11 protein-coding genes are annotated in these 13,777 nt (G+C 53.6%); all 11 read right to left on the bottom strand.

Annotated elements, in window-relative coordinates; genetic code table 11:
• Positions 1–8 precede the first annotated feature (8 nt).
• The 11 genes from dnaE to ispU all read right to left on the bottom strand — a co-directional run bounded on the left by dnaE (position 9) and on the right by ispU (position 13,708).
• A complete protein-coding gene (dnaE, locus tag BFV64_RS03910; protein WP_023336775.1) occupies positions 9–3,491 on the bottom strand; it encodes a DNA polymerase III subunit alpha in 3,483 nt (1,160 codons plus the stop codon).
• 38 nt (positions 3,492–3,529) lie between these two features.
• Entirely contained in the window at positions 3,530–4,126 is a 597-nt protein-coding gene (gene rnhB / locus BFV64_RS03905) for a ribonuclease HII (RefSeq protein ID WP_014882639.1), read from the bottom strand.
• Positions 4,123–5,271 carry a lipid-A-disaccharide synthase gene (gene lpxB / locus BFV64_RS03900; protein ID WP_023332133.1) on the bottom strand — a complete coding sequence of 383 codons (1,149 nt, stop codon included), beginning with the start codon at positions 5,269–5,271 and terminating at the stop codon, positions 4,123–4,125. The genes rnhB and lpxB overlap by 4 nt, the downstream gene beginning before the upstream one ends.
• On the bottom strand, positions 5,271–6,059 hold the full coding sequence (gene lpxA, locus BFV64_RS03895) for an acyl-ACP--UDP-N-acetylglucosamine O-acyltransferase (RefSeq protein WP_014882637.1): 789 nt from the start codon (positions 6,057–6,059) through the stop codon (positions 5,271–5,273). Before lpxA ends, lpxB begins: the two co-directional genes overlap by 1 nt.
• A 3-nt stretch (positions 6,060–6,062) precedes the next feature.
• Complete coding sequence (gene fabZ, locus BFV64_RS03890) at positions 6,063–6,518, bottom strand: 3-hydroxyacyl-ACP dehydratase FabZ (protein WP_010426706.1); 456 nt, start codon at positions 6,516–6,518, stop codon at positions 6,063–6,065.
• 102 nt (positions 6,519–6,620) lie between these two features.
• Positions 6,621–7,646, bottom strand: coding sequence for a UDP-3-O-(3-hydroxymyristoyl)glucosamine N-acyltransferase (lpxD, locus tag BFV64_RS03885; RefSeq protein WP_045281026.1), 1,026 nt, complete (start codon positions 7,644–7,646; stop codon positions 6,621–6,623).
• 3 nt (positions 7,647–7,649) lie between these two features.
• Positions 7,650–8,144, bottom strand: coding sequence for a molecular chaperone Skp (gene skp, locus BFV64_RS03880; RefSeq protein ID WP_014882635.1), 495 nt, complete (start codon positions 8,142–8,144; stop codon positions 7,650–7,652).
• Positions 8,145–8,266: 122 nt separating this feature from the next.
• Complete coding sequence (bamA, locus tag BFV64_RS03875; protein ID WP_069601713.1) at positions 8,267–10,684, bottom strand: outer membrane protein assembly factor BamA; 2,418 nt, start codon at positions 10,682–10,684, stop codon at positions 8,267–8,269.
• A gap of 31 nt (positions 10,685–10,715) precedes the next feature.
• On the bottom strand, positions 10,716–12,068 hold the full coding sequence (rseP, locus tag BFV64_RS03870) for a sigma E protease regulator RseP (RefSeq protein WP_014882633.1): 1,353 nt from the start codon (positions 12,066–12,068) through the stop codon (positions 10,716–10,718).
• An 11-nt stretch (positions 12,069–12,079) separates the two neighbouring features.
• On the bottom strand, positions 12,080–12,937 hold the full coding sequence (cdsA, locus tag BFV64_RS03865; RefSeq protein WP_014882632.1) for a phosphatidate cytidylyltransferase: 858 nt from the start codon (positions 12,935–12,937) through the stop codon (positions 12,080–12,082).
• Positions 12,938–12,949: 12 nt separating this feature from the next.
• The gene (gene ispU / locus BFV64_RS03860) at positions 12,950–13,708 is read right to left on the bottom strand and encodes a (2E,6E)-farnesyl-diphosphate-specific ditrans,polycis-undecaprenyl-diphosphate synthase (protein ID WP_014882631.1); all 759 of its coding nucleotides are present in this window, start codon (positions 13,706–13,708) and stop codon (positions 12,950–12,952) included.
• Between the last annotated feature and the right edge of the window lie 69 nt (positions 13,709–13,777).

The raw sequence follows: 13,777 nt of genomic DNA, 5'->3' as shown, positions 1-13,777 counted from the left end.
TTCCTGTATTAGTCAAACTCCAGTTCCACCTGCTCCGAACCAATGAGGCCACGGAGATCGTTCAGTAAACGATCGCTCGGAGAGACACGCCACGTTGCACCAAAGCGCAACCGCGCACGTGCATCCGCCCTCTGATAGTAGAGATGTACTGGAATTGTCCCCGAGCGGTGGGGTTCCAGAGACTGACGGAGTCGGTTTAAAAGCTGGTCATCAATTTGCCTGTCCGTCAGCGAGATAGCAAGCCCGCGAGCATATTTTTCCCGGGCTTCGTCAATGTCCATCACTTCGCGGGCGGTCATTTTAAGCCCCCCGCTGAAGTCATCAAAGCTGACCTGTCCGCTGACGATAAGTATGCGGTCTTTTTCCAGCAATTGCTGGTATTTATCCAGCGCGTCGGTGAACAACATCACCTCCAGACGCCCGGAACGGTCATCCAGCGTACAGATGCCGATACGATTGCCGCGCTTGGTGACCATAACCCTTGCAGCAATCACGAGCCCCGCAGCCGTGGTAATTTTACCACGTTCTGTCGGATGCATGTCTTTTAGCCTGTGGCCGCCGACATAGCGCTCAATTTCTTTGATGTACTGGTTGATCGGGTGACCCGTCAGGTACAAGCCTAACGTTTCACGCTCGCCATCCAGCACGACCTGTTCTGGCCATGGCTGGCAGTTAGAGTACGACTGCTCAATCTGCTCCGGCTCCTCCGCCAGCACACCGAACATATCTGCCTGCCCAATGGCTTCCGCTTTCGCGTGCTGGTCCGCCGCTTTCAGGGCATCGCCGAGGGAGTTCATCAACGCAGCGCGGTGCGGCCCCAGCCTGTCGAACGCGCCGGACATAATCAGCTTTTCCAGTACGCGGCGGTTCAGTTTTTTGGTATCGGTACGGGCGCACAGATCGAACAGCTCGCGGAAATAGCCGCCGTTGTTACGCGCTTCGATGATCGCCTCGATCGGCCCTTCACCCACGCCCTTGATCGCACCGATCCCGTAAACGATCTCCCCGTCGTCGTTGACGTGGAAATGGTAAAGCCCCGAGTTAATATCCGGCGGCAGGATCTTGAGCCCCATGCGCCAGCACTCATCCACCAGGCCAACGACCTTCTCGGTGTTATCCATATCGGCAGTCATTACCGCCGCCATAAATTCAGCAGGATAGTGCGCTTTCAGCCACAGCGTCTGGTATGAGACTAGCGCATAGGCGGCAGAGTGGGATTTGTTAAATCCGTACCCGGCGAATTTCTCCACCAGGTCGAAGATTTTCATCGCCAGCTCGCCGTCAACGCCGTTTTTCTTCGCACCGTCTTCAAAGATGGAGCGCTGCTTGGCCATCTCTTCCGGTTTTTTCTTCCCCATCGCACGACGCAGCATGTCCGCGCCGCCGAGGGTATAACCAGAAAGCACCTGAGCAATCTGCATGACCTGTTCCTGGTACAGGATGATGCCGTAGGTCGGCTCCAGTACCGGTTTCAGGCTTTCATGCTGCCACTGCACGTCCGGGTAGGAAATCTCTTCGCGACCGTGCTTACGGTCGATAAAGTTATCTACCATCCCCGACTGCAGCGGCCCCGGGCGGAACAGCGCCACCAGTGCGATCATATCTTCGAAGCAGTCAGGCTGCAGGCGCTTGATCAGGTCCTTCATGCCGCGGGATTCAAGCTGGAAGACCGCGGTGGTCTCCGAGCGCTGCAGCATGTCGAAACTTTTCTTGTCATCCAGCGGGATGGCAGCAATGTCTATCGGTTCAAGGCCCTGCTTTTCCCGGCGCGGGTTGATCATCTTCAGTGCCCAGTCGATGATCGTCAGCGTACGCAGGCCGAGGAAGTCAAACTTCACCAGCCCGGCGTATTCCACGTCGTTCTTATCAAACTGAGTGACTGGATGCTCACCCGCTTCATCGCAGTAGAGCGGCGCGAAGTCGGTAATTTTGGTCGGAGCAATAACCACGCCACCTGCATGCTTACCGGCGTTACGCGTGACGCCTTCCAGCTTGCGCGCCATGTCGATCAGGGCTTTGACTTCTTCGTCAGCTTCGTAGATTTCCGGCAGCTGAGGTTCGGCTTCAAACGCTTTTGCCAGCGTCATGCCCGGATCGGGCGGCACCAGCTTAGAAATACGATCGACGAAACCGTACGGGTGGCCGAGTACACGACCCACGTCGCGGATAACCGCTTTCGCCGCCATGGTACCGAAGGTAATGATCTGCGATACCGCGTCACGGCCATACATGTCCGCTACGTGCTCGATCACCTGATCGCGTTTCTCCATGCAGAAGTCGACGTCGAAGTCGGGCATGGAAACACGTTCCGGGTTGAGGAAACGTTCGAACAGCAGGTCGAATTCCAGCGGATCGAGGTCGGTAATTTTTAATGCATACGCCACCAGCGAGCCCGCACCGGAGCCACGGCCCGGACCTACCGGTACGCCGTTATCCTTCGACCACTGAATGAACTCCATAACGATCAGGAAGTAGCCGGGGAAGCCCATCTGGTTGATAACCTGAAGCTCTATATCCAGACGCTCGTCATACTCCGGACGACGTTTTTTACGCTCTTCTTCATCCGGGAAGAGGAATTCGAGACGCTCTTCCAGACCCTCCTTCGATTTCATGACCAGGAAATCTTCCGTCGTCATGTCACCCGTCGGGAACTGCGGCAGGAAGTATTCGCCGAGGCGCACGGTGACGTTACAGCGCTTGGCAATCTCTACGCTGTTTTCCAGCGCTTCAGGGATATCGGAAAAGAGCTCGCACATCTCCTCTTCGCTGCGCATATACTGCTGCGATGAGTAATTACGCGGGCGCTTTGGATCGTCAAGGGTGAAGCCATCATGGATCGCCACACGAATTTCGTGGGCGTCAAAATCGCCGGATTCCAGGAAACGCACATCATTCGTCGCCACCACGGGCAAACCGCGCTCTTCAGCCAGCGCAACAGCGGCGTGCAGATAGCTCTCTTCGTCCTGGCGGCCGGTGCGGATCAATTCCAGATAGTAACGATCCGGGAAATATTCTTCATAAAACGAGACGCACTGATCCACCAGCGCGCTGTTGCCACGCAGCAGGCATTTGCCGACGTCGCCCATGCGGCCACCGGAGATCAGCAGCAGCCCTTCGTTCAGTTCCGCCAGCCAGTCCCGGTCGATCCACGGGCCCAGCGCACCATAGCCGCGCTGATAAGCTTTCGAAATAAGCAGAGTGAGGTTCTGGTAGCCGGTGTTGTTCATGGCCAGCACGGAAATTTGCGTCAGTTCATCGCCGATGAGATCGCTCTGAACATGAAAATCCGCACCGACGACAGGCTTCATCCCCGCGCCATGTGCCGTTCCGTAGAACTTCACCAGGCCACACAGGTTGGTAAAATCGGTGATCGCCAGCGCAGGCATGCCAAGCGCGGCCGCCTTTTTTACAAGCGGCCCGGTCTTCGCCAGCCCATCGATCATGGAGTAGTCGCTATGCACCCGCAGGTGTACGAAACGTGGTTCAGCCATCTTCAGATTCCGCGTTACTTAATTGCTTGCGTATTGATTCAGGACACCCGTCCCAGCGCGCGTTTCACCGGGCCAAAGCTGCGCCGGTGATGTTCAGTTGCGCCATGTTCAGCCAGCTTTTCCAGATGGAAAGCCGTAGGATACCCCTTGTGCTGGGCGAAGCCATACTGAGGGTAAGTGAGATCCAGCGCGGCCATTTCAGCGTCGCGTGTCACCTTGGCAATAATAGATGCTGCGCTGATCTCGGCGACACGGCTATCGCCTTTGACGACCGCCATAGAAGGCATCGGCAGTGCCGGACAGCGGTTGCCGTCAATCAGGACATATTCCGGAGCAATTTTCAGGCCCGCTACCGCGCGCTGCATGGCCAGCATTGTAGCATGCAAAATATTCAACTCGTCGATTTCATGCGGCTCAGCGCGCCCCAGGCTCCAGGCCAGAGCCTTCTCCTGAATCTCACTGAACAGGGCCAGTCGACGTTTTTCGGATAATTTTTTTGAGTCGTTTAGCCCGACGATCGGGCGGGCGGGATCGAGGATCACCGCGGCGGTCACAACAGCCCCCACTAACGGGCCACGACCGACTTCGTCCACCCCTGCCACAAGATGCGTGTGAGGGTATACAAATTCCATCATTTTGCTAACTCCAGCACTGCATCGGCCGCTTGCTCATCTGCATTGCAGCGGATCAGTTGATGCAGTTCACGGAAGGTATCATGCATCTGGTGGCTGGTCTTGCCGTTGGCGAGCAGCGGCAGCAGGGCCTCCGCCAGCGCCTGAGGCTGGCACTCATCCTGTAAGAGCTCTTTTACCAGCTCGCGCCCGGCAAGCAGGTTTGGCAGGGAAACATAATCCGTTTTCACCAGACGTTTTGCCAGCCAGAAGGTAAACGGCTTCATACGATAACCGACCACCATCGGGCATTTCGCCAGCATACATTCCAGCGCAGCCGTGCCAGAGGCCAGCAGTGCGGCATCGCTCGCAAACATCGCTTCCCGTCCTTTCCCGTCCAGCAGGCGGACGTGAAGATCCGGGGCGACTTCCGCTTTAATGCGTTCGAACTGCTCGCGGCGTTTGGCATTCACCAGCGGCACGACCACTTCAAGATCGGGATACGTCTTGCGAAGAATCTGCGCGGTTTTCAGGAAATCAGCGCTCAGCATCTCCACTTCTGCGCCACGGCTTCCTGGCAGCAATGCCAGACAGTGCACATCATGAGGGATACCGAGCACGTCGCGCGCCGCGTTTTTATCCGGATCCAGCGGCATCGCATCCGCCATGGTATGACCGATAAAACGGCAGGGAACATTAAATTTGTCGTAAAACGCTTTTTCGAAAGGCAGAAAAGCCAGCACCAGGTTGGTGGACCGTCCAATTTTGAAAACGCGTTTCTGTCGCCACGCCCAAACGGACGGACTGACGTAATGAATGGTTTTGATGCCCTGCTTTTTCAGATTACCTTCGAGGGTAATGTTGAAGTCGGGTGCATCGATACCGACAAACACATCGGGTTTGAGCTCGGTAAAGCGGCGGGTAAGATCGGCACGAATATGCAGCAAGCGTCGCAAACGCCCCAGCACCTCAACAATGCCCATCACGGCCAGCTCTTCCATTTCATACCAGGCTTCACAGCCTTCGGCCTGCATCAGCGGGCCAGCCACGCCAACAAAGCGGGCGTTAGGTACGCGAGCTTTGAGCGCGCGGATGAGACCGGCACCAAGAATATCGCCGGAGGTTTCTCCGGCGACCAGGGCTATCGTAAGCGGACGACTGTCGACCATTAACGAATCAGACCCCTTGTTGAACGGTCAAAGAACTCCATGAACGCGTTCACTTCCGGGAACTTATCCGCCAGTTCGGCAATGTCCGGCTTCGCCTCTTCCAGCGTTTTACCGCTACGGTACAGCAGTTTGTACGCGTTACGGATGGCCGTAATCGCTTCGCGACTAAAACCACGACGCTTGAGGCCTTCGATGTTCACGCCAAACGGCGTGGCATGGTTGCCCTGCGCAATCACATACGGTGGGACGTCCTGCGCCACACCGGAGCAGCCACCGACCATCACGTGTGCACCAATGATGCAGAACTGATGGACTGCGGTCATGCCGCCAATAATTGCGAAGTCATCAACAGATACGTGTCCTGCCAGCGTTGCGTTGTTGGCAAGAATACAGCGATCGCCCACGGTACAGTCATGCGCAATATGCGCATTCACCATAAACAGGTTATCGCTACCCACCTTCGTCAACCCACCACCCTGTACTGTTCCACGATGAATGGTGACGCTTTCGCGAATACGGTTACGATCGCCAATTTCCAGACGGGTCGACTCACCAGCATATTTCAGATCCTGGTTAACTTCGCCGATGGAAGCGAACTGATAGATCTCGTTATTGCTGCCAATGGTCGTATGACCATTCACGACAACGTGAGATTTCAGTACTGTACCCTCACCAATTTCGACATTGGGTCCAACAATACAGAACGGGCCAATGTGAACGTTGGCACCAATGATGGCGCCGGTTTCCACAATAGCAGTAGGATGAATAAAGGCGGATTTATCAATCACGTATCAGGACTCCCGGCTACGAGCACACATCATCGTCGCTTCGCAAACAACTTTGCCGTCAACCAGCGCTACGCCTTTGAAGCGAGTCAGGCCACGACGCGTTTTTTCAAAAGTGACTTCCATGATCATCTGATCACCAGGCACGACAGGACGCTTAAAGCGCGCTTCATCAATACCTGCGAAGTAATAGAGTTCACCTGGCTCCAGTTTACCGACGCTTTTAAACGCCAGAATACCGGTAGCCTGAGCCATCGCTTCCAGAATCAACACACCCGGGAAGATAGGCTTACCCGGGAAGTGTCCCTGGAAGAACGGTTCGTTCACGGAAACATTTTTCACTGCGCGCAGAAAACGACCTTCTTCAAAATCCAGCACACGGTCTACCAGCAAAAACGGGTAGCGGTGCGGCAGAAGTTCTAAAATCTCTTCAATATGCAGAGTATGAGTGTCAGTAGTCAAAATACTCTTCCTGTCAAAATGTACTGATAACAATAATAACACGGCCTGCCGGTTTATTAGAAAGCCGACAGGCCGGGAAAGATAGCGTTAAACGGGTGACGTTTAGTCTTGTTGATCGATCTTACGCTCAAGAGACTTGAGTCGCTTGCTCATATCATCAATGTTCATCACCAGTGCTGCTGTTTTACGCCATACCTTGTTGGGTTGCAGCGGAATGCCCGAGGAATAGACGCCAGGTTCAGTGATCGGACGCATTACCATGCCCATGCCTGTCACCGTCACCTTGTCGCATATTTCCATGTGGCCATTAATCACGCTCGCACCGCCAATCATGCAATAACGACCAATTTTCAGGCTGCCCGCCATGATGACGCCCCCCGCAACTGCGGTATTGTCGCCAATCACAACGTTATGCGCAATCTGGCACTGGTTATCGATGATAACACCATTGCCAATGACCGTGTCGTCGAGTGCACCACGGTCGATCGTGGTACAGGCCCCAATCTCCACGCGATCGCCAATAATAACGCGACCAAGCTGCGGGATCTTAACCCAGTTACCGCGATCGTTCGCGTAACCAAAGCCATCAGAACCAATCACGGTGCTGGACTGGACGAGGCAATTTTCGCCGATTTCAACTTCATGATAAACGGACACATTGGCCCATAAACGGGTTCCTGCGCCGATTTTCGTATTTTTCCCAACGAAGCACCCCGGGCCAATCACGACGTTATCACCCAGCACAACGCCAGACTCGATAACCGCATTCGCACCAACGGCAACATTGTTACCAAGCTTAGCCGTCGGATCGATTGCTGCACTGGCAGCAATGTTCTGAGCCGGCTGCGGCGTGGTATCAAGAATTTGAGCCATGCGTGCATACGTCAGGTAGGGATTTTTCACTACCAGTGCACTTCCAGTGGCAAAGGGAAGATCGTCCTGCGTCAGAACAACAGCTGACGCCTGGCATTGAGCCAGTTGTTCACGGTACTTAGGGCTTACCATGAAGGTAATCGTGCCAGCTTTAGCAGATTGCATGGACGCAACAGCGGTGATGACGATATCGCCATCACCGTGTAATTCTGCATCCAACTGCTGAGCTAAATCAGCCAGTCGAATTGAAGGCATTACTTATTTAACCTGTTTCAGAACATCAGCGGTGATGTCTTTAACATCGCTGCTGTTGAAAGCAACGGCATTCGCATCAACAACCAGATCGATGCTCTGATCGGCAGCCACTGCTTTAACAGCAGTCTGAATGCGAGTGACCAGCTTGCCACGCTCTTCGTTAGAACGACGCTGACGATCCTGCTCGAAAGCCTGCGCTTTCTGAGAGAAGGTCTGGCGCTGAGCCATAACGTCTTTTTCCAGTTTGCTGCGATCGCTTGCTTTCATGGTAGAACCATCACGCTGCAGACGCTGCATTTTGGACTGAAGATCGCCTTCCATACGCTGCAGTTCGCTCGCACGGCCTTTGAATTCGTTTTCCAGTGTTGCAGAAACACCCGTTTTCTGTGCAACCTGCTGGAACAAATTACCCATGTTGACGATTGCGATTTTGTCTGCTGCCTGAGCAGAAGTTGCCATCGCTAAACCGAGACCTGCAGCTAATAACCACTTTTTCACAATTAACTCCTTACCATCCCATTGGCACCAGAAGGTACCGTTCTTTGCGTGGCAAGGCGACCGTTTTACCGATCGCCGGTTGTCAGCGCTACACTGCCAACGCATTCCTTTGCAGCGGATTATTACCAGGTTTTACCAATGTTAAACTGGAATTGCTCCGCTTTGTCTCCATCGTATTTCTTAAACGGCTGGGCGTAAGAGAAGACCAACGGTCCCAGCGGTGACATCCATTGTAATGCGATACCAGCAGACATGCGAATATTGCTCGGATCGCTGTAGTCCGGAACGCCAGCATCACGCATCTGTGCAGTATTCTGCCAGTTGGTGTCCCACACCGTACCGGCATCCCAGAAGAAGGACGTACGGACGGAGTTCGCGTATTTATCACTGATAAACGGCGTTGGTGTGATGAACTCGAGGCTCGCCACGGCCATGGCGTTACCGCCCACTGCATCATCAGAGCTACACACTTCGGAAGATGAAGATTTATAGCAGTTATCTTTATCGTTACCGCCGTAGTAAACCGCTTTCGGACCAATGTTGTTGGACTGGAAGCCACGCACGGTGCTGGAACCACCCGCGTAGAAGTTCTCGTAGAACGGCAACTCTTTACTGCCGATACCATCACCATAGCCCCAACGGGTACGACCCAGAACGACCCACTTGTGGTCATCATCAATTGGGAAGTAGGACGCGGTATCCAGGGTTACCTTGTAGAACTCATTGTCAGAGCCCGGAACGGTCACTTTACCGTTCAGGTTGACGCGAGAACCTTCCGTTGGGAAGTAACCACGGTCGAGGCGGTTATAGGTCCAGCCGTAGTTGAAGGTGAAGTCATCCGCAGCAAAACCATTGTTATCGCCGGTTTTACTCGCAGACTGGCCAATAGAGTCCAGATAACGCCACATCGCCACCTGAGGTTGCATGTTGGACAGGTCGTTATGCACGTAACCTAAGCCCGCACGCAGGGTGTTATATTCGTTAACCGGGAAGCCGAGCGTTCCGTCTACACCATAGCTCTTGTTGGTATAGGAGGAGAGATCCGCGTCGTCTGCTTTAAAGTCGTTATAGAAGATACGACCGCCCAGGCTTACACCGTCAACGGTGAAGTATGGGTTGGTAACAGAGAACTCAGAGTAGGTCTGGTAGTCGTTTTTGGTGCCGTTAATACCGACAGAGTAACCTGTACCCAGCCAGTTATCCTGCTGGACGCCAACCTGGAAGCTCACGCCACTTTCAGTACCGTAGCCCACACCGAAGTTGAAGCTACCGGTGTTACGCTCTTTCACCTTATACACGACATCAACCTGATCCGGGCTGCCGGGTATACGCTGCGTTTCCGTGTCCACGGTTTCGAAATAGCCCAGACGGTTCAGACGCTCTTTACCCTGTTCAACGAGGTCGCTACCCAACCATGCCCCTTCCATCTGACGCATTTCGCGACGCAGAACGGAGTCTTTGGAGGTATCGTTACCGACGAAGCGGATCTTACGTACGTAGAAACGGTTACCCGCATCAACGTTAACATGCAGCTTAACGGTTTTATCCGCGTCGTTGATTTCCGGCTGTGTTTGTACACGCGGGTAAGCATAACCATAGCGGCCGAGCAGCTTCTTAATGCCGTCTTCCATTTTGGTGACTTTAGAACCGCTGTACAGATCGCCCGGCTGAATTTTAGTCAGCGCTTCAATTTCAGCTGAATGCCCGGCCAGGTTACCACTGACTTCAACACCGGAAAGCTTGTACTGATCGCCTTCAGTGATGTTAATCGTGATGTAGATACCTTTCTTGTCCGGCGTCAGACTGACCTGAGTCGAGTCGATGTTGAAACGGGCGTAACCGCGATCCAGATAGTAGCTGCGCAGGGTTTCGAGATCCCCCGCCAGTTTCTGTTTCTGGTATTTACGATCGCCAACCACGTTCCACCACGGCACTTCATCGCGCAGCTGGAAAGTGGAGATCAGTTCGTCGGTGCTAAACGCGTGGTTACCCACGATGTTGATCTGCTGGATCTTCGCGGAAACACCTTCCTGGAAGACCAGCTTCAGGTCAACACGGTTACGTGGGAGCGGCGTAACCACCGCTTTCACGCTGGCACTGTATTTACCGACGCTGTAGTAGAAGTCTTCCAGACCTTTTTCAATGTCTGAAAGGGTTGTGCGGTCCAGAGATTCCCCCACACGAACACCGGATGCTTCAAGGTTTTGCTTGAGCATGTCATCTTTCACCGACTTGTTACCGGAGAAAGTGATACTGGCGATCGTTGGACGTTCTTTTACCTGTACCAGCAGCGTATCACCATCGCGCAGGACGCGGACATCCTCGAAGTTGCCGGTGGCAAACAGAGCACGGATGGTGTTACTGATATCTTCATCATTAACCGTATCGCCGGGGCGCACAGGCATACTGAGGAGGGCCGCACCAACGGCGACACGCTGAAGGCCTTCGAAATGAATGTCTTTCACTACGAACCCGTCAGCACCGTATACGGTGGCGCTGCTAAACAGCAGCGACGCTATGAGCAACTTTTTCATCGCCATCGTTATTATGCGTTCTTCCTAACTAACTCTCTTACAACCGAGAGAAATCATTGAAAAGTGCAAGCCCCATTAACAGCACCAGCAAAATCGAGCCGATGCGGTAACTAAAGTCTTGAACTCGCTCGGATACCGGTCCGCCTTTTAGCTTTTCAATCGCTAAAAACAGCAGATGACCCCCGTCTAACACGGGAAGCGGGAACAGGTTGATTATCCCAAGGTTCACGCTAATGAGCGCGAGGAACATGAGATAGTAAATCACCCCGAATTCCGCTGACATCCCAGCCCCCTGAGCAATCGAGATTGGCCCACTGAGGTTGTTCAGTTTCACATCACCGGTTATCAATTTCCCCAACATGTTGACCGTCAGCTTCATCAGTTGCCATGTTTTATCCGTGGCTTCAAGGATGGCGCTGAACGGCCCATACTGGCGTATTGTCTTGTACTCATCTGGCAGCGGGATCACTTTTGGCACAACGCCTGCGAACCCTTCTGCCTTTTTGCCGACCGACTTCGTATCCGGGATCAGCGTCAGCGAAAGCGGACTGCCTTGCCTTTCAACTTCCAGCGCGAGGGACGTCCCCGGATTATCGCGCACCAGAGTAACAAAGGTCATCCACTCTGTTAATGGTTGACCATCGACTTTAACGATCCTGTCGCCCGCTTGCAAACCCGCTTTGCTCGCCGCCGAATTTGGCTGGACTTCAGCTAATACCGGCTCAATCTGCGCACCGCGGGGACGAATACCCAGCGCTGCGACGGGATCTTCTTTATCGGGCTCGAAACGCCAGTGGCGTAAATCCAGTACTTTGTCCTGACGCGCGTCTGACCCAAACGGCGATACGCTGAGGGTTGTCTGCGCATCGCCAATTTTGGCTACCAGTTGCAGTCGCACGGCATCCCAATCAGGGGTTTCGATGCCATCAATCGCTTTAAGTTCCATCCCGGACGTAATTTGCGCATTCGCCGCGATAGAGTTGGGCGCAATTTCCCCCACCACCGGACGCACGCCAGGGACGCCGATAATAAACACCAGCCAGTAAGCGAAAATTGCAAAGATGAAGTTGGCTACCGGTCCGGCAGCGATGATGGCAGCGCGTTGTCCAACGGTTTTGTTGTTAAACGCACTGTGTCGCAGCTCGGGTGCGACAGGCTCGACGCGTTCGTCGAGCATTTTGACGTAGCCGCCAAGCGGGATAAGTGCAATGACAAATTCCGTGCCGTGACGGTCGGTGCGCGTCCAGAGTGATTTGCCAAAACCAATGGAGAATCGCTCTACCCGCACACCACAACGGCGAGCAACCCAGAAATGGCCAAATTCATGCACGGTAATCAGCACACCCAGTGCAACAATGAACGCCGCCAGATTCCAGAGAATGCTCAGCATAAAACCTTCCGTTAAATCGTCCCGAATACCAGTAAAAGCAGGCAAGCAAACACTGGAACAGCCGCTGTCAGGCTGTCAATGCGATCCAGTATACCGCCATGCCCTGGAATCAGATGTCCGCTGTCCTTAATCCCTGCTTCACGCTTAAACATACTTTCGGTTAAATCACCGAGCACTGAGGCAAGCGCTGCAAAAATAGAGCATACCAGCAGTATTGACGGAGCCACTGCCAGATCCGCCCAGACGCCATAGCCCCAGGAGATAACTGCAGCCGTAAACAAGCCGCCGATGAATCCTTGCCAGGTTTTCCCTGGAGACACCTTCGGCGCCAGTTTATGTTTGCCGAACAGTTTACCAAACATATAGGCCCCGGAGTCAGCCCCCCAGACGAGAATCATCACATAAAGCAGCCAGATCGCACCGCTATAGTGGTTTTCGTCATAGTGCCAGGCGCGTAGCGCGACCATCCCCCAGAAAAAAGGCACAATGGTGAGCAGACCAAAAATGAGTCGCAACACTTTTGAATTACGCCATAAAGCCGCAGAGCCTGGATAAAAAAGAACCAGCAGCAATGCAGCCACCCACCAGGCCAGCGATATCCACAAGGAACCGGCAACCAGCGGCTGATGAATATCGTGGTGATATTCAGGCAACGTAAACAGCATTATGGCCAGAATAAAGCCACAGAGTACCGCAAGCCATACTCGCTGATTGCGCGAGGTAAAGCCGCTAAACTGTCCCCATTCCCACGCCGCGAGCATGCAGACCACCAGCGTGACAATAGCGAATCCCACCGGGGGCAGTAAAAACAGCGCCGCAATGACAATGGGTATTAATACAAAAGCGGAAATCAGGCGATACTTCAGCAAAAGCTACCCCCATCAGGCGTTGTCGCCACCTGGCTCGGTGCCGCCGAAACGACGCTCTCGATTGGCAAAGGCATGCAGCGCACCTTCAAAGTCTTGTTCATCAAAATCGGGCCAAAGAACATCTGTAAAGTAAAGTTCGGCATAGGCAATTTGCCATATCAAAAAGTTACTTATGCGATGTTCCCCCCCTGTCCTAATTACCAAATCCACAGGTGCCAGCTCATTCATGCAGATTTGCTTGCTCAGCGCCTCTTCATCAATCTGGTCGGGTCTCAACAGCCCTTCCTGAACCTGTTCGGCCAGATGCCGAACGCCCTGGATAATATCCCAGCGTCCGCCGTAATTCGCCGCGATATTGAGCGTCAGACCGGTATTATTTTCAGTCAGCGCTTCTGCTTTACGAATCCGTTCCTGCAAACGTGAGTTAAAACGACTGGTATCGCCAATGATACGCAGGCGGACGTTGTGGCGGTGCAGGCTTTTTACTTCGCTGTCGAGCGCCCACACAAACAGTTCCATCAACGCAGTCACTTCCTGCGGCGGTCGATTCCAGTTTTCACTGCTAAAAGCATAGAGCGTTAACGCATCAATGCCGTTATTCGCGGCAAAAGAAACGGCGCGGCGAACGGATTTCGCCCCTGCTTTATGCCCAAAGGCTCGTATCTTCCCTTGTCTTTTCGCCCAGCGGCCATTGCCATCCATAATGATTGCTACATGACGGCAGCCATGAGCTGGCAAGTTTTCGCTTATTGGTTGATTCGCAGACAACATAACGCGTTTTTTGTCCCTGAAAAGGATTTAACGGTACTCAGGAATACTTAAGCCTGTACATAAAAAAGC

Source organism: Enterobacter kobei (assembly GCF_001729765.1).
Classification (GTDB): Bacteria; Pseudomonadota; Gammaproteobacteria; order Enterobacterales; family Enterobacteriaceae; genus Enterobacter; species Enterobacter kobei.
The sequence above is the reverse complement of the archived record's forward strand: the minus strand, read 5'-3'. Positions and strand labels throughout refer to the sequence as shown.